Here is a 19795-nt window from a genome sequence, read left to right on the forward strand (position 1 = left end):
GCCCATGGATCAGTTAAATACTATGCGCTGGTTAACTTTTAAATGGATTTTATCTTGCAATAATAAAAGGAATGCTTTTTTTATAGCTGTTGTTTTTTACAGATAAAAAATACGAACCGGCAGAAAATCCACTCACATCCAGCGTATGTAGCTCTTGCCCGTTATTTACAGTGAAAACTTTTAGTTTCTGTCCTGCAATATTATATACAGCTATTTGGGTTGGTTCTGTAATCGCCGAATCAAATTTTATATTCAATTTATCATTTACCGGATTTGGATAAATCATTACTCCTCCGCTGCCCGGCAGTGTGTTTACTTTATCAACCGACAATGAGGCTGTTTTTATCAAAACAGCTGTAGTTGACAAGGCGGGTACTGTAATAGTAAATGAATTTGAACTAACATTTACAGAACTCTTTTTTAAGGCATTAGTTGTATGAGATACGAAAGTTTCTGTTGCCGGGAGCCCGGAAATCTGTAATGTTTCAAAATTTCCATTTTCAATAGCAAAGTTGTTAAGGTTTACTGTTACAGTGCGTGATGCATTCATATCCTTATTCACAATAATTACAGTCATCGCGTCTGCAGCTTGATTTACTGTAGTGTAAGCCGAAACTGTATTTTCAAGTGAAGAAGTGCTTGAAACACTGTAATCTTTAGCATAACGGCTAAAAAGATGTAAAGTTTCCCACATACCTACAGACCAGTTCCACGGGCTGAACAATTCAACACCATTGTTGGCAAATGTCCCCAAATGTGAGGCATATATAACAGATTCAAGGCTTGGATTACTGCTTGACATTGTGCCCCATTCGCTTACTCCGGTAGTGATACCATGGTTTGCTCCAAAATGTTCCGTCAGCCAGTCCTCAACACGCTTGAAAATGTATTGTTTTGAAAGTGAATTATCCCATCCTCCATTGATTGTTTTAATACCGTTTGAACCCGGATAGTCATAATTTGTATCGTAATAAATTCGGTGTCCCTGCAAAGCAGCGGCATCATCACCATTATACGAAGGGTAGTTATGAATATCTAATACATCTACCAGTTTAATACCGGTTGCTTTATATTCATCTCCCAGACGTTTTATGAAATACTCAATCCAGGAATAATACCTGCCATTGATGTATATACTTTCATTTGACCATTTGTACCATTGCCATTCAGAGGTTGTAACGGGTCCGCAAAGTTTAATACCAGGGTATATCGCTTTTGCTTTCTTGGCTAAATCTATATAACGATCCATAAAAGCAGAAGCCGATAACAGGGTTGGCATAGCCCAGTCGTGCGTTCCGTTCCATATATCTACCTCATTGTCCATATTCCAGTATACAAACTGATCTTTGTTAAAACCTTTACCACCAGCTCCAAACCAATCATTAAGAATTGCCACCGAAGAATCAGCTGGCCATGGCTTACTGAACAACTCTGGGTTTCCATCGACCAAGGCAGTACCCCCGCCGCTTGTATTAGGGGTTCCTCCCCCTGCCAAGTTCTGATTAACGCCAGACCAATACTGTGCCTGATTGTATCCCCAGTCATTGAAATTATTATTCGTATTGGATGCAACTCTTCCCAGCAGCTGAAAAGCAAACATGCCCTGCATACCAGGAAAATTATTACTAACATTCTGTGCAGATGCATCCCAATCAGCAGTATAAACATTATTATACCAGTCAGGATGAACAGCAAGTTTTGCCTGCCAGTTATAGGCTGATGCATTATTACCTCCATTCATACGGGTAAAACGTAAACCTGCATCTTTGTAAAATTGAGCTGGTTTATCTAAAAAATCATTTTTCCCATAAATGTATGGTGATACCTTTTTTTTATTTACAGCAGCATCTACCGTAATCTGAACATTCTGAGCTAAAGTCACAGTACTGGCAAGACCACAAAAGCTTACTACAAAAAAATACTTTTTCAAAAACATAAATTTCATATCCATATCTAATTTTATTTATTTACTATTATAACTTTTTTTAGGCGTGTAGTTTATTATTTGTCCATTTCGTAAATTCGTTCCATCAACTGCCATTTCTGGTTTGCTGTTGCCTCGGCAGAACTATCCTGAAATTCTGCCATATACGCTTCCCATTCGCTTTGTCGCGGCTTTGCTGCCAATTCATTCATCGCCTTGTCGTGGTCAAAATTGAGTATGGTATCCATAATCATAAAAAGTCTTGTTTCAATAAGATAGATTTCCATATCGATAATTCCCACTTCTTTCATTCCTTGGGTTATTTCCGGCCACGCTGCCCCTTTTGCGTGCACTTTTTTATATGCTTCGATTAATGCTGCGTCATTAAGCAATTCCATGGTTTTGCAATAACGTTTAAATGAGATTGGCATTTTTTATAATTTTTAATCTGTTATTAAGTAAAAGTGATTTTGTCATTTGCCGGTAATAGCCTAATTCGTCTATTATTTTTGTTTTATTTTTAATACTATGGCAATGTCGTTCGGGATCATTTTTGGTTTTGTAATTACCAATGAATCTCCCGATTGTTTCCATGAAAGTTTCTCTTTACTTCCAAGGATTTCAATACTTTTAATTTTACCGTTGTATTTATTCTTGCCAAGCAATTTCAAACTAATGTTATCTGAAGGCACTCCTAAAAGGGTCGCATAAAGAATTTTCCCATTTTGATTATAACGAATATCATTAGCCGACAATTTTACTTTTCCTTCATTAAAGCTTTGATCCTGACCAGGTTTTATAGCATCTGAAACAGGGCCTTCTCCATATTGTTTCCACGGACGTGTATCAAAAATGCTTTCTTTATTTACATCCATCCAGGCCGCTATTTTTTCAAGAATTGCAACTTCCTTATCATCAATACTACCGTCTCCCTTAACAGGAATATTTAGCAGTAAGTTTCCATTTTTACTAACAATATCAACCAGCATGTGAATTACTGTAGCGGCAGATTTGTATCCATTGTTATCATAAACTGATTTATTATAATGCCAGTCTCCAATACAAGTACAGGTTTGCCAGGGTAAGTCTTCGATTTTATCCGGAGCTCCTCTCTCTACATCCCATACCATACATTTTTTTTGTTCATCAGTCAGTATTTTTCCAAACAGCACAGCTTCCAGCTTGCCGTTGTGAGCAGCCATATTACGGTTATAGAAATCGGCCGCAATTTTTAATCCCGCATCACTTACAGGATAAAGCGGCAGAGCAGTATCATCAAAATAAAGCAAATCCGGATTGTACTTATTAATAAGATCTATGGTCCTATTATAGAATTTTTCGCAGTATGCCTGCGAAGGTAATGATGCGCCATTGCCCCAATGCCACTGACCCCACAGAGCAAATAAATCTTTATCGCTATTTAAGCTGAGAGGATGATTTTGGGCATAAAGTTCCTGCGGATCAAGCCCTTCCCACCATTTTCCCTTACCATCGGCTTTTGTAAGCTTTCCATCATACGGAATTCCCGCAAATGGTCCGCTGGTATCTGATCTCTGAGCCGTCTCAAACCACGTCCATGCATGTGAAGCGTGTACACTAATACCAAATGGAAGTCCGTATTTTTTTGCTGCTTTTGACCAGCCTGTCATAATATCTTTTTTAGGCCCTACACGTACCGAGTTCCACTCCTGATATTTACTGTCCCACAAATCCAGATTGTCATGATGATTTGCCATGGCAAAGAAATATTGGGCTCCTGCCCTTTTGTAAAGTGCCACCAATTTTTCAGGATCCCAATTTTGGGCTTTCCAATCATTAATAATTTCTTTAAATCCAACTTTAGATGGATGCCCGTAATGTTCTACAAACCATTTGTATTGGTCACCGCCTTCGTTATACATAAATCTCCCAAACCAATCACCTTGCTCAGGCTGGCACTGCGGCCCCCAATGAGCCCAAATACCAAACTTGGCATTACGAAACCACTCCGGAGTTTTATATTGCTGCAATGATTGCCAGGTTGGTGCAAATTTTCCGGCTGTAACGGGTTCGTTACCTTCCCTAACGGGTGATACATAATTTTCCTGAGCCATCAGACAAGATGAAAATAGCATACAGAATACTATAGACAAACTGAGTTTCACTGAAATTTTTACGTTCATTTTTTTGTTTTTAGGATAAATAAATTTTAATGTAAGACCTGCGGAAAAGCTCAACTTTTATTGAATCATCGCAGGCCTTAGTTTTTTTTAACTATTAATGCTAAATCAAGGGTTAAAAACATAGGTATGCAATAGTTGTCTTTTTGTTGCGTACCTACGGCACGCCAACGAATTTCAAACCTAATTGCTACCGATATTTAGTGCCTAAAGGCACATTTTTACTCTTGATTTGCTTTATTAATTGATTTTTACAACTCTGATATTATCAACAGCAGCTCGAAGACCTGTCACAGTTGGTTTAGAACCTGAAACTGCCTGAATGTGAAATTCGCCGGTTCCGGAACTTCCTAATAATTCAGTTAAACTTGATGCCTGAGTTCCGTCTTTTTTGAAGTCTGATAATGGAATAGTAACCGTAACCCATTTTCCTTTAGTAGTGTACGAAACAATTTTGTCATTTACTTTCCAAGGTTCATACTTTCCGTAGAAATCATAATTTCTTGTTATCTGAATTGTAGTTCCATTCCATTCACCAGGAACATTAATTTCGAATTTTACCGCATAATTTGCAACTGGTTCTGTAAGATCCTGCGCTGGAACCCACTGGCCGGAATTGACATTAATACTGCGTTCCCATTCCCACCATGCACCATTATTGGCATTTAGAATACCATTATTAAGGACCGCATAATACCCGTGATTACCCGGAAAATCAACACTGCTGTTACTTGTACCGCAGCCCCAGCTGAAAGTATTTACATTATCAAAATTACATAAAGATTTTGTAGTTACATCGTTGACATTTAATGTTGTAGTAACTGTACCTGAAGCTGTTGTTAAACTTAAAGGTGCACTTGTTGTGGCGTTAGGCATTACAAAACCAATACTCGTTCCATCAACTGCGGGTGTATAATCAGTAATTATTTTTCCTCCAAAATTAATCTCTTTTATGAGGAATAAATTGGTTCCAGATATGGTAACCAGATCTCCTTCAACCGGATTTTCGTTTGAAATATTAATAACTGCGGGTGGTCCGGCAACAATGCTGAAAGCAAAAGTTGTCGTTCCTACTGATGTGGTGTATTGAATAGTATTTAGTTTATTTGCTGGAACAGATGGAAATGGTATTACAGCCGGCACTTGAACAGCTGCATAAGTATTCGAAAACAAACCTGCATTAAATTCTGCAGGTATACCATTAAAAGTGATTCCTGTAGCACTTTTTAAATTTTTACCTGTAATTACAATCCATTGACCAGGAACTATCTTATCAACAAGAGTATCATTTGGCGAAGCGGCATAATTTCTTATCTCTGTAATAACAGGAGCTGTCCCAGATTCACTATCACTATCATTATTACAAGAAGTCATCAAAGTAATAATTAAGATTATGCTGAACGTCGATAATAGACGCATATATTTATAAATTATATTTTTCATCTTGATTCTTTCTATATATTAATAATAAGGAACTGCAGGTTCAGCTAATTTAGGATTAGCAACTACCTCTGAAGCAGGTAATTGTAACCTGAAAGTAGATTGAGTAGCAGGAGAAATATTTCCAACAGGATCGTTGGGAGTGGCTTCTCCATTTGTATAATTAAACAATACTCTTTTTTGTTTATTAAGAATATCTATCGCTTTTACAGGATTGTAGTAAGAGAGTCTTACCAAATCATACCAGAATTGTCCTTCACAGGCAAATTCGATTCTTCTTTCTTTAAAAATAATATCGGCATCAAGAACGGTTACCGGGTCAACATGGGCACGCTTTCTTACCTCATTAAAATAAAATAATGCGCCAGGATCACTTGTAGTGGCATTATTACCCAAAACAGCATCTGCATATATTAAATAAACATCTGCTAATCTTAATATATAATTATGTTCTATCGAACCTAAATATGTCATTGCGGGCGTATTGTTATCGGCTTCGTTTCCTATAATATGTTTTTTCATAGCTGCTGACGTAGCATTATAACCGCCGCCTGCAGCATTTAACTCTGCATAATGATCTCCCGGTAACATAAAAGTTGTTTTTCGTCTTATTGAATCCTGTACGGTATACTGATTATATAAATCATAAGTAGGACCTAACGGAGTCCAGGCTCCCTCTTTTCCCGGATTGATATCATTACTTGGTGAATGTGTCAATAATTGATTCCCTATACCCCATCCAGAAGTGGCTGCCCATTGCAGGGCAAATAATGATTCCTGATTATCATTAAATTTCGTTTTAAAAAGATCTGAATAACTTGGAAGTAAACTTAAACCGCTGTTTTCGACTACATCTTTTGCATATTTTTTGGCAAGGTCTAAATATGCCTGATTACGATTGCCTCCTGATTGTCCTAATCCTGCCATTGTTAAATACACCTTACTTAACATGCTTTTTGCTGACCAGGATGTAACTCTGCCAGGTACATCAGAAGCGGGAAGGTTTTGTGCAGCAAAAGTCAAATCGTTTACTACAAATTTGTAAACATCTTCTACTTTATTTTTATTTACTAATGGAGATTTTATTAACTTGGTGTTATCTTCAATAATAGGCACATCACCCCATAGTATGGCAAGATGGTAATAAGCCACGGCGCGAATAAATCTCGCTTCGGCTATTGCGGCATTTTTATCTGCCTGAGATACGGTTGCCGGGGTGTTTTTATTTATGGCATCTATTGTAACATTACAATGTGCGCCTATAATGTATAATCCTGTCCAGCCTCCTACTAATATGCCGTTAGATCCTGAAAGTGTAAAAGTATTTAACTGTACTGCATCATTATACCACGCAGCCAATAAGTTACCACTCAATATATCGCCAAGCATAAGGTATGGGTTTGTATTCCATTGAAACCATACTTTGCCTCCGTAAAGTGCAGCTGTGGCTAATCTAAGCTCATCTTTTGTTTTGTAAAAATTCTCTGTGCTTATCTCTGATTGAGAAGGTCGATCAAGAAAATCATCCTGGCAGCTTACTATAAAAAATATAGCAAACACCATATAAATCGGTTTTATATTTATTAGTTTCATAATACGTAAGTTTTGTTAGTTTATTTAGTTAAACCCAAGCTAAGTCCTAAAGTGAATACTCTTGGCTGTGGATAAAAACCATTATCAATTCCTGTTTGTAATGGATTCCATGAGCCAACTTCCGGATCTAAACCTTTGTATTTTGTAATAAGAAAGGCATTGGAAACATTAAAGTATACTCTTAAAGAATTTATGTACATCTTTTTAAGTGCATTTTCGGGAACTGTATAACCTAAAGTAATGTTCTTGCATCTAATAAAAGAGCCATCTTCAAGGTATCTGTCAGAGAAACGATTGTTACGATTACTGTCGTTATTTTTAACTCCTACTATTGTAGTATTAGGATTAGTAACGTATACATTATTGACATCATCTGCAGAACCATTAGGATCTATTAAAGCTAATCTTGCGTAATCATTTAATGATTTTAGGTAACCGTATTGTGCTAAAGGATTATCTCCGTTAACCCTCATTCCGTTTAATACTTTGTTACCAGTATTGGCACTAAAGAATATATTTAAATCGAAACCCTGATATTTAAATGTATTACCAAAACCAAACTGAAATTTAGGAATAGAAGAACCTAAAAATGTTTGATCTTTTTCTGTAATAATACCATCTCCATTTAAGTCTTTAAATTTAAGATCTCCATACCATACCCCTCCAGAATTTGATGTAACCGGCAAACGGGTACCATCGGTATTTGTAGGCATACCATGGGTGTGGCCAAGTGCATTGTTATTGCTGAAATCAAAATCTGATGCATTTGCAAATACCCCTTCAACTTTATAGCCGTAAAAATTCCCCATAGATCTTCCAACTACGGTATTAGTAACTACATCACCTCCGTTGTACCCAGGTAATGATGCTCCATCGGTATTTAATTTTAATACTTTGTTCTCATTATGAGACATTGTAAAATCTGTAGTCCAGCTAAAGTTTTTGGTCGATATATTTGTTGTGTTTATTCCAAGATCAATTCCTCTATTTCTAACAGAACCTATATTAACATCTGGGGCATCAATTGCTCCGGGAGAATATCCAACGTTTGTTCCTGAATAAAGCGGCAATGGAATTTTCATTAACAATCCGTCTGTTAAACGATTATAGACATCAATAGAAAAATTAAGTTTCCATCCAAAAAATCTTCCATCAATTCCGGCATTACTATATTCTGTTTTTTCCCATTCAACTAAAGGATTTCCTAAACTAGCTGTCAGCTGTGATATACCAGATAAAGAAGTTGCAACTGAACCTAATGTAGATAAATAAGCATTGTTTCTAATATTTTGATTATTAGTAAAACCGTAACTTACTCTTAACTTTAATTCATTGACAATTTTTGAATTCTTTAAAAAATTCTCATTATTTAATTTCCAGGAAAGTGCCCCTGAATAAGTAGCTACCCAGCGGTTTTCAGGAGAGAACTTTGAAGAACCATCTGCACGAATGTTACCGGTAAACAAGTATTTGTCATTATAAATAAAATTAACACGCCCGAAATAAGATTCCTGTGCGCCATCTCCTTTGGTTCCACTATTGGTAGCAGTACCAATATCACCACTGCTTATGTTCGTAACACTATTTGAAATGAAATTTTTTCTTGTTGCCGAAACATTTTCATACTCAGACCATTGAGCTTCATGTCCTGCCAAAACATTGACATTATATTTGCTTTTAAATACTTTAGCATAGGTTAAAAAACTTCTAAAAGTGGTATAATAGTTTTGATCGTAACCATAAGTAGCTTCATTCTCTAGTCTCTCCGTATTTCCAAATTTATATTTAGGGCTAAATCTGTCTGTCGTGTTATAAGAATAACTTCCTGATATTTCATTTCTAAAAGATAAATCTTTTGTAAATGCTATATCTGCATAGAAATTTGCAAACAACTGATTTCTTCTAAGATCATTTTTATTCATTTGTGCAAGGGCAACTGGGTTAACTAAATTTCTAACCCATCCATTTGTACTCTCTCCTCCGGCATAAGAGCCATCAGGATTTTTTAATGGAATATCCGGGGTTTGTCCCAGTGCTTGTGAAATAACACCTGTATTAGTTGAATTTACATTCTCATTAATACGCGTTAATTGTATACTAGTTCCAATTTTTAACCAGCTGGTTGTCTTGTTATCCAGATTTAACCTTACGGAACCTCTGTCAAATTCAGACCCAAGAGATATCCCTTCCTGATTGAAATAAGAACCAGACAGTAAATACTGTGTTTTATCATTCCCTCCGCTTAAGGTAAGTACATAATTGGTGATTGGGGCAACTCTAAATAATTCATCCTGCCAGTTTGTTCCTTCACCTAAATACTGTGGGTTAGCAAATTCAGGTCTTGTGTCAAAACCCCAGCCAATACCTTGATTTCGATCATTAATAAAAGTGGCATATTCCTGTAAATTCATGGTAGGATACTTCTTCATTAACGATTGAAAACCTGTACTGTAATCAAAGGTTATTTTTGGAGCTCCCTCTTTACCTCTTTTAGTAGTGATGACAATTACACCATTAGTTGCCTGCGAACCATAAATAGCGGTTGCCGATGCATCTTTTAGGACATCGATAGATTCCACATCTGAAGGGTTAATAGTTGCCAGCGGGTTAGTTCCATCTACACCTGCAAAGCCCTGCCCAATAATAACACCATCTATAACATACAACGGTGAATTATTTCCAAAAGAAGATAATCCGCGTATTTGCACGCTGACCCCTCCTCCAGGCTGACCAGATGTTTGCTGTACCACAACACCGGGTACTTTACCTTGCAGCGCCTGATCTATTGTTACAGGCTGCGATCGACGAAGTTCATCTCCTGATATTGATGATATTGCTCCGGTAAGATCTTTTCTTTTTGCCTTACCGTAACCAATTACTACTACTTCTTCTAAAGATCTTACATCTACTTGTAAATGAATAGTTAGTTTGCTTCCGGTTATTTTTACTTTTTGAGTTACATATCCAATGTAACTAATCTCTAGTGTTTCGCCTATTTTTGCGTTAATAGCAAATTGACCATTTTGATCTGCTATTATACTTTTCTTAGATTCTGATGCATAAACATTAGCCCCTAAAACAGGCTGGTTTAATTCATCCAGAACAATACCGGTAATTTTTTCGTCATTATTTTGAGCAGATATTGCTCCAAATGAAAAAAGCATTACCAAAAGGAGATACTTACTAAACAGCTTCTTGTCTTTTACAAAACGCTGAATCACATGTTTTTTGTTCATAATTAATTTTGGTTAGGTTAGTTTAAAGTGGTTTATTTTAAAAACATTTTTATCATGAAATAATCTCAACTTTTTACCTCATGAGTAAATACATTTTTTGTCATATTTGAGAACAAATTAACAATAAAGCAACATTAAACTATGGTTCATTATGTATCAAAAGACTGCCTTAATTGTTGCAATTACTGCAACTATCATAAAAAAATTACAATTTTTATATCATTAAATCATTTAATATTATAATAAATTGCCATTTTAACAACAACTGCTTATTATATCCCAAAACAAGGTGTATGCAGACAAAATCAAAATGTGTTTTGAGTTTACATTTTGATTTTTTTTTAAAACAGGGTGATTTTAAATTTTTGGGAAAGATTTAATGTATTCTAAAAAGGGGTGTTTTGCTGATTTGCAAGTCGATTCCAGCGAAAAAATTCAATTATGATTTAAAGGCAAAAGTGAAAAACTGTATCTTCTATTTACTGAATTTTACTGCAAGGTCTTTTTTTGATCCTGCAGTGTTTGATGCACAAAGAATTAAACCTGCAAGGTTTTGAAAACCTTGCAGGAACTAAAACACTACTTTATAAATCAACAATTATAGATTATTCTTGTGGTTGTTTTTGTAGATACGCAAATACTCCGAAGGTAAGGAACCAAATTCTTCCCGAAAATACTTGGCAAATCTTTTTGGGGAATTAAATCCTACTTCATAGGCTATTTCGGCAATCTGAAGCTGGCTTTTTTCAAGAAGCTGACGTCCGCGTTTCAATCGAATTGTTCGAATAAATTCAGTTGGGCCTTTGCCTGTAATAGCCATTAATTTTTTATATAAATGACCACGGCTTAAACCTAAAGCTGTACTCAGGGTTTCAACAGAAAACTCAATGTTATTTATATTCTCTTCTACAATTCTAATGGCATTTTCTATAAGGGTCTCGTCTAGCGAAGTAATAGTAATTTCTGCCGGTGACACATCTAATTTTTGGCTAAACGAGACATGGCTTTTCTCTGTCCATTCGACAAATTTTTGAATGCGCAGTTTTAACAGGTTAAAATTAAAAGGTTTAGTTATATAATCATCTGCGCCAAGCTCCAGCCCTTCCTCTATATGCTCATCGGCAGTACGGGCTGTTAATAAAATCACCGGAATATGAGACCAATGAATATTCGATTTTACTTTTTTACAAAGTTCTACTCCATTCATAATAGGCATCATGACATCGCTTACAATAATTGTTATATTAAACTTATGCAGCAATTCCATTGCCTCTTGTCCATTATTAGCCGTTATTACAGTATAAACATCTCTAAAATTATCTTGAATAAAGTCACAAAAATCATTGTTGTCATCTACAAATAATATTACTTTTTTACCTGCAGGCCTATTGTCTTGTTCCTCTTCTTCATCTGCAAATTCGTTTGGAATATTTTGGTTTGAATGTTTTTCATCGATATCATCTTCAGCCGTTTTAATTGGAATTTTGAAAGTAAAAATACTCCCTTGCGGTACATTGTCTGTTACGTTTACTGTGCCTCCATGAAGATTGATATATTCGTTTACAATATGTAACCCAATACCTGCTCCTGTTTTTTCCTGTTCTTGCTGCGCCTGATAAAATCGTTCAAAAATATATTGTTTTTCTTCATCACTAATTCCAGATCCGGAGTCAGAAACACTAACGCAAACATTACCATTCTCCTGTTTTATGTGAATCCTAATTGTGCCCCCGTCTAAAGTATATTTGAATGCATTTGAAAGTATATTGATCACTATTTTTTGAATTTTATCCTGATCAAACTGCATTGTTAAACTTTTTACATCACTGAAAAAGAAAAAGTTGATATTACGCTCTTCTGCATAAACACAAAATGATGTATAAATTTCACTAATAAAATTAACAAAGTTACCTGACTTTAAGTTCAATCTTTCTACGCCGACATCCAGTTTATGAAAATCAAGCAGTGAATTTATTAATGACATCAGTTGTTGTGCATTTTTATACATTACACTTAACTTTTTCTTCATACTTTCATTTGCAGCATCATTCAATAATATCTGCAAAGGTATAATAATGAGCGTAAGAGGTGTACGTAAATCGTGACTGATATTGGTAAAGAATTTTAGCTTTATTTCATTGATGTGTATTTCTTTCTCATGATCCATTTGAACACGCTGCTGTTCCATATTTATAAGATGGCGTTCTTTGGTTTTACGCATAAAGAATATCACCGTACCAATAATTAAAATCGCATATATGATAAAAGCCCAAATTGAAAAATAAAAAGGAGGCATTACAGTTATAGATAATTCAGTAGGGACATTATTCCAAACACCATCACTATTACGGGCTTTTATCAAAAGTTTATAATTCCCCGTTGGAAGTGAGGATATAACTATTTTATTTCTTTGAGTTGGCATCCATTGAGTATCAAAACCCTCTATTTGATAAAGATATTTCACTTTATCTGCACTCAATAAATCTCCTGTAGTAAATTGTAAAGAAATAAGTTTATCATCATGATTAAAGGTTAAATGACTGGTTAACTGTATTGTCCGGTCAAGCAATTTTCGTCCGTTATAAAATGAATCTGCCTGAATCGTGTTGTTTCCTACAGTCAGCCCGGTAAAAATTACTTTTGCCGCGGATTGGTCTTTTTCAGACATTTTATTCGGATTCAAAATAGTGTACCCCATTGCATTCCCCAGCAGGATATCTCCATTTTGTAATTTGCAAATTGCATGGCTGTTAAAATAATTATCCATAAGGCCATCCTTAACGGAATAATTTTTACTTGAAAAAGTAAATTCTCCGTTTGGAGCAGCAGTAACTGTCAGTATTGAAAAACCATTACTAGTAGTTATCCAAACATTATTAAGATTATCTTCAATTATGCCTTTAATTGAATTATCACAGAGCCCATTTTCTTTTTTAAGGTAATAAAGCTTGTCTTTTGCCTGATTCCAAATGGTTAGCCCTTCGTTACTGCCTAACCATAAAAGGCCGCGTTTATCTTTATAAATATTTGAAACTTGATTATTTTGGGCAAAAGATTGATTTCCTTTTTTATTCCCCTGATAAAATGTCCTTTTGTAATTTAGAATATCAATGATCCAAATGCCATATACCGTACCCATATACATTTTATCACCACCATCATAAAACATATCCTGAATATAAAATGTATCGTCAAATGGTGTAATCGCAGCACTAAAATTATCAGCGTCAGACTGCAGTACCAAAATTTTACCGCCTAATGATCCTGTCCATATATTTCCATTTCGGTCTTCTTTTAAACTCCAAATATTATTACTGGTTAGTTTACTGTTCTTGGTCGTATATTGGGCTATTTTACCATTTTCATAACAAAACAGTCCTTTTTGATAGGTACCAAACCAAATGCGATTTTTCTTGTCTTCGAGTATAGAAATTATTGCCATGTTTGGAACAGCAAGTTTCCTAATGGTTTCTGATTTTTTTTCTTTTACAAATAACCCATTTCCATCTGTTCCTAACCAAATATTTCCATGATGATCTTCCATAATAGAACTTACATCCGAACATTCAGGGTGCTTGAAATTGATGAAATTCCGGAAACTTTCATGATAAAACGAAAGTCCCTTTTTATTATAACCAACCCAGATGGTTTCATTATTATCTTTGTAAAGACACGACACACTGTTTGAGGCCAAACCTTTTTCTACCCATGGATTGTGTACCACATTTTTAAACAACTCTTGTTCTTTATCGTACACAAACAATCCTTTGTGGTCCGTTCCTATCCAGATTTGTCCAAATTGATTTTCGCTGATACTGTTTATAGCATTGCTTACCGTTTTTAATCCTGAAATTAATTTAAAACTTTTCCATTCTTCAGTTGCGCTTTTTTTATAGAAAACCTGTTCGTTTTTATAAGAATAAAGCCACAAACCTTTTTTACTGTCACTATAAATTGTACCATTGGCATTAGCAACGTCTTGCTTTATAAAATTAGGTAAAGCTGCAAATGTTAAAACTCCTGTCTTTCTATTCAATTTCAAAAAGACACCTGAATCATCAATTGCATAAAAAAACTCACCATTATCAGTAATAGAAATATCTTTATTTAAGGAGATTTTTGATTTGAATACAGCTGTTGTTTTTTTCTTGACATTATGAAAAAAAATTTCCTTTTTATTAAATACCCACAGATTTTTATCTTTATCAACAAAAATTTTAGCGTTATTATCTGACTTTATTCCCAGAGTTAACAACAACTCTTTGGTTCCTGGTAAAAAAGAATCTTTATCTCTTTTGTATACCATATAGGCATATCCTAAATCAATCCATATATTTCCTAAACCATCCTCCTGCAGTCCTAATATATCATCAGTAGGCAAAGTATTAGAGACACCGGGATGCATTTCAAAAACCTTAAACTCATATCCGTCATATCGATTTAACCCAGACTCTGTACCTACCCAGAGAAACCCGTAACTATCCCGTAGAATTGCTCTTACATTATTATTAGAAAGACCTTCACTAGTCTCTAAATGATGAAAAACATAAGACGACTGCGCTATAATACTTTGGAAAGAAAAAATCCAAAATATTACAAAAACATAAGTGTACAGCTTTCTTGTGCTTTTTTTCATTTTAAAGTGGTTAGCGAAATTTTTAGGGTTTAGAAAGATAATTATTTAGGCTGAATTTGACTTACTGCTATTTCAAATTTCTTTTCTTTAAATCTTTGAATTAGCATTACATCAATCTGCACTTTTATTTCCCTTCTAAAACTACAACAGAAAAAGGCGGGATTGTAACTTCTAAAATATCATTCTTTATGGAGAATTTATTAAAAACAGCCGGAGCAATCTTATTTGGATTTTCAAAAGTATTATAATCCTGAATTTTTGAAGAGGACAGTACAGATCCTTTAATGTTTTTGATTCCTAGTTCTTTTAAATCAATTTTAACTTTGTTCTCTTTTTTTAGATCAATATTCACAAGTGAAATATGGGTTAAACCTGTTTTATCCTTTGAAGCCGAAATAGAAACTGCTGGTAATTCTTTATTATCAAAAACATACTTTGGAGATTCAATTTTTAAAGGAATCAGCTGCGCATCCTGATGTACATTGTACATTTTCATGACATGATAAGTAGGCGTAAGTACCATTTTTTCTTTATCAGTCAAAATTACGGCTTGCAAAACGTTTACTATTTGAGCCAAATTTGCTCCTTTTACTCTATCGGCATGATTGTTAAACACATTTAATGTCACACCAGCAATCATAGCATCTCTCATAGTATTTTGCTGATATAATGCGCTTGCCCCTTCTTCAGTATCATACCATCCGCCCCACTCGTCAACTATTAAAGCAACTTTTTTCTCCGGATCGTATTTATCCATGATTGCAGCGTGTTTTTGCACTAATTCTTCCATTTTAACAGCTGCATTCATGGTTTCAAAATACTGGCTTTCATCAAATTTTGTAGATGATCCTTTCTTTTCCCAATTGATAACGGAGTACCAATGTAAAGCAACAGCTTCTACTAATCCTTTAGGAATATCACGCATTAAAACTTCTGTCCAGTGATAATCATCGCCATTTGCACCCGAGGCTATCCTGAATAATTTTTTATCCCCTTTTCCATCTGGCATAAAAGTAGCGTACTGCCTGTATAAATTAGCATAGAATTCTACCGTCATATTTCCACCGCATCCCCACATTTCATTTCCAACTCCCCAAAGAGCAACTTTCCACGGTTTTTCTCTGCCATTTTTCTTTCTTAAATCAGACATTGGAGAACCTGATTCATAATTTACATACTGAACCCACTCTTCTAATTCACGAGGAGATCCACTGCCAACATTTCCTGCCAAATAAGGTTCTGCTCCCAGAACTTCACACATATCTAAAAATTCATTAGTTCCAAAACTATTGTCTTCAACAGTCCCGCCCCACCAGCGATTTACAATACTTGGTCTGTCTTTTTTAGGTCCAATTCCATCTTTCCAATGATAGGTATCAGCAAAACATCCTCCAGGCCAGCGAAGATTAGGAACTTTTAAATCTTGCAATGCTTTAATTATATCATTACGAACACCTTTTGTATTCGAAATAGTACTGTTTTCTCCAACAAAAAGTCCCTCATAAATACATTTTCCTAAATGTTCTGCAAAATGACCATAAATATGTTTATTGATGATGGTTTTATTTTCTGTTTTGACAATTGTTACTTCTGTCACTTTATTTTGCGAAAAAACATTCTGGAAGATAAAAGAAATAAAGATTAATAAAAAGAGTCTTTTCATATCTGAATTATTTGGTTAGTGGTTAGTAAAGTTTAAAAGTAAAATACCATCTTATTAATAAGAAGCTTAATTTTAATTTGCTCCGGCAGTAATAGCATCAATTGTACGCTGATCCAGTACTTTATTACTGCTTCTGTCAATAACACCTCCAATGTCCCAAAAGAAAGGTACAACTCCATTTTTAACTGCTGTTTTAGTAACATAAGTTATCCAGTAATCAACCGCATTTTGATGCGCTGCCATATCTAACGGAACATGGGCGGTCCCGTTTCTTCTGTAAGCTCCGTATTCCCCCAAAAGAACAGGAATCCCTTTATCTACAAACTTTGACTTCAGCTCCTGAAAACTTTTATCCTGTTCATTTTCTTCGCCCCAGATCGCATTGTAACCCGGTTCAATTGTAGAATGATGATTCTTTCCCCAATAAAAAAACATTTTACCCCAGTCTGCATCTGCTTGTAAAAGTGTAAATTGAAAAGGCGTATAATTATGCACCTCAACCATTAAGCGTTTGTCTGTAGTATCAACAGGCAGAGTATTCATTAAGGAATTTGTTTTCCCAATATCAGTTGCAGGGCCTTGAACTACCAAAACACGATACGCATTCTTTCCTCCTGTAGCACGAACGGCATCGACAAAAGTTTGGTGATAAGACGTTAAAACAGCCATCTGTACCGCATCTTCAACATTTGGTTCATTGGCGCTTGCAAATAATAAATGTTCGTCAAAATCTCTTAAGTAACTGGCTATTTGTTCCCAAAATGCTTTTTGTTTTGCATTGTTTTCTTTCTTTTTAGCCTCTGTCACATTGTTTTCAAGCCATCCGCCATCCCAGTGAATGTTAACAAGTACATACATATCGTTATCAACACAATATTGAACCAGCTCCTTAATTCTTTGAAGCCATTCATTATTGATTTTTCCCGTATTTTGGTCTGAATACTGATTCCACGAACAAGGAATCCTTATAGAATTAAAACCGCTTTTTTTTAGAAAATCGATATAAGATTTGGTTATTTTTGGACTTCCCCATGCACTTTCTCCACCTATGGCTTCTAAAGCATTTCCTATATTCCATCCTAATCCCATTTTTGCTGCGATTTCGGGAGCTGTACTTTTCATTTCAGCAGCATCAGCAGGCAGCGGGTTTGTGTTATAATTGGGATATACAATTACATTAGACTTAACTTCTGTTTTAGTAGAAATTTGAACGGTTTCAGCAGATTCTTTTCTTACTGAACTACTGGAGCTGCAGGCAAAAAACATCATTTGAACCAGACTGGCCAGAACGCAGATAACTATTTTATGGTTTTTTATTTTCATCTTTTTTCTCATTTTCTTTTTTAATTTCTCTTTAGAGAAACTGCCTTATTGCTTAACAAGATTTAATAAAAAAACATCATTTTCATTTATGTCAAAGTCTTTGCTGAAACTTCCATTTGAACCAATTGTTATTTTTTGAGTTGCAATTGGTGAACCGTCATTTAATTTTTTAAGTGTTGCTGCCTGTTCTCTGGTTAACTGGTTTGGTTTACCCATAGCCAGATAGTCTGCATAAACATCATTTACTTTGTAACCTACTTTGTATATTTCTAAATTATAATTTCCTTGCGGAAGATTTGTTAATTCTATTTTTACTTTGCCTTTTGGTTTTGACGGCAGATCTTTCAAATAATAGGTTTGATTAAGTTCCTTATCACCAGGATGTGTATTGGTAAAATCCCAAAACAACACTTGAGTGTCTCCGTTTGCTTTTTTACTTGTCCATGACAGCGGGTCTGTATTTTTAAGTTCAGTTTCTCCTAATTTGTTCATTAAATAATAAGAGAAATAAGCCGGCTTTTTAATTCCTTGTGTATTTACCAATCCAAACCCACCATGAAAAGGGGTAAATCTAGGTCCGGATTCTTCAAAAATATCAGTAAAAACCCAATATGACATAGAGTTGGCAGCTGTTCCAATTTGTTTTATTTTTTGAAGAATATAGGCTGCAGAATGATAACTGTCGTGAATTGGATCAGCAGGTGTATAAGATGAACTCCATTCTGTATAATGCAATTCCAGATTTGGTTTGGCAGAATTTGATATTTGTTTACGGGAATTTAATGCATCGCCACTAACACTCCATTCATCTTTACTTAGTACAGTACCCGATGTTCCATATTCATCTAAATAACCTTGCTTAACACCATAACTATGGGTTGAAATAAAGTCTATTGGAACATTATTTTTTTCACAAAACTCAATTGTTTCAGGAACCCAGGCCGCACCAGCGGTAGCAGGCCCTCCTACTTTCAAATCTTTATTTACACTTTTAACGCCTTGTGCAGCATATTTATAAAGCTTAAAATAGTCTTCCTGGGTACCAGTCCAAAAACCGTCTTTTAAATTTGGTTCGTTCCAAACTTCAAAATACCATGTTTTAACTTCATCAAGACCATAACGTTCTGTAAAATGCAAAGTTAAATTGCGAATTAAATCTTGCCATTTATCATAATCTTTTGGAGGCGTTACATTTCCTCTCCACCAAAAGATCGTTTTATCACCGCTTGCAAGTCTTGACGGCATAAAGCCCAGCTCTACAAAAGGTTTCATTTTAATACTTACAAGATAATCAAACAACACATCGACGTATTGATAATTATATATAGCATTTCCTTTGTCATCTTCGCTATAAACAGCCATATCATCTGTTAATAAACCATGCATTCTAATATATTTAAAATCACAATCTTTCTTAACCATGGCTAATTGCTGCTGCCAATCGGCACGCAGTCCTTCATTTGCCCTTCCGGCACCAATACACTCCTTAAACATGGTATTTAATGCTCCTGCTTCATTTTTATAATCTACTTTTATAATTCGGGTATCAGAAATGTTATTTTTAGATTTTGAATTTTGTCCAAACAATAGAGCATTATTGAGGGACAATAGAATAATAAGGAATAAAAAGATTCTTTTCATTTTGTTTTTGGTTTAATTGTTAGTTAGTTTTTTTTAATCGCACAAAAAATACTTATGCGAACAATATTTGTACTTTTTAAAAATTGCTGTGTCTCCAAATCCTTCTAAACGCATTTTTAAACTATCAGCAGCATTTAAAATTATAACAGTATAGGGTATAAAGTGTGTCTTGTTAAAAAA

Annotated in this window: 10 protein-coding genes; all 10 read right to left on the reverse strand. The window is 35.0% G+C overall.

Features of this window, described 5'->3' with window-relative positions:
* Window positions 1-49: 49 nt before the first annotated feature.
* The gene (locus BUE10_RS20525; RefSeq protein ID WP_073488533.1) at window positions 50-1951 is read right to left on the reverse strand and encodes a T9SS type A sorting domain-containing protein; all 1902 of its coding nucleotides are present in this window, start codon (window positions 1949-1951) and stop codon (window positions 50-52) included.
* Between the two features lie 50 nt (window positions 1952-2001).
* Entirely contained in the window at window positions 2002-2355 is a 354-nt protein-coding gene (locus tag BUE10_RS20530) for an L-rhamnose mutarotase (RefSeq protein ID WP_073488534.1), read from the reverse strand.
* A gap of 72 nt (window positions 2356-2427) precedes the next feature.
* Entirely contained in the window at window positions 2428-4086 is a 1659-nt protein-coding gene (locus BUE10_RS20535) for an alpha-L-fucosidase (protein ID WP_073488647.1), read from the reverse strand.
* Window positions 4087-4323: 237 nt separating this feature from the next.
* Complete coding sequence (locus BUE10_RS20540; protein WP_143056001.1) at window positions 4324-5526, reverse strand: glycan-binding surface protein; 1203 nt, start codon at window positions 5524-5526, stop codon at window positions 4324-4326.
* 18 nt (window positions 5527-5544) lie between these two features.
* Window positions 5545-7116 carry a RagB/SusD family nutrient uptake outer membrane protein gene (locus BUE10_RS20545; RefSeq protein WP_073488538.1) on the reverse strand — a complete coding sequence of 524 codons (1572 nt, stop codon included), beginning with the start codon at window positions 7114-7116 and terminating at the stop codon, window positions 5545-5547.
* A gap of 20 nt (window positions 7117-7136) precedes the next feature.
* A complete protein-coding gene (locus BUE10_RS20550) occupies window positions 7137-10352 on the reverse strand; it encodes a SusC/RagA family TonB-linked outer membrane protein (protein WP_073488540.1) in 3216 nt (1071 codons plus the stop codon).
* Between the two features lie 598 nt (window positions 10353-10950).
* Window positions 10951-14988, reverse strand: coding sequence for a hybrid sensor histidine kinase/response regulator (locus tag BUE10_RS20555; RefSeq protein WP_073488542.1), 4038 nt, complete (start codon window positions 14986-14988; stop codon window positions 10951-10953).
* A 124-nt stretch (window positions 14989-15112) separates the two neighbouring features.
* A complete protein-coding gene (locus tag BUE10_RS20560) occupies window positions 15113-16651 on the reverse strand; it encodes an alpha-N-arabinofuranosidase (protein WP_073488544.1) in 1539 nt (512 codons plus the stop codon).
* A gap of 72 nt (window positions 16652-16723) precedes the next feature.
* Window positions 16724-17974, reverse strand: a complete 1251-nt coding sequence (locus tag BUE10_RS20565) for a glycoside hydrolase family 5 protein (protein WP_091291007.1) — start codon at window positions 17972-17974, stop codon at window positions 16724-16726.
* Window positions 17975-18019: 45 nt separating this feature from the next.
* The gene (locus BUE10_RS20570) at window positions 18020-19615 is read right to left on the reverse strand and encodes a GH39 family glycosyl hydrolase (RefSeq protein ID WP_073488546.1); all 1596 of its coding nucleotides are present in this window, start codon (window positions 19613-19615) and stop codon (window positions 18020-18022) included.
* Between the last annotated feature and the right edge of the window lie 180 nt (window positions 19616-19795).

Source organism: Flavobacterium sp. CF108 (genome assembly GCF_900129795.1).
GTDB lineage: Bacteria > Bacteroidota > Bacteroidia > Flavobacteriales > Flavobacteriaceae > Flavobacterium.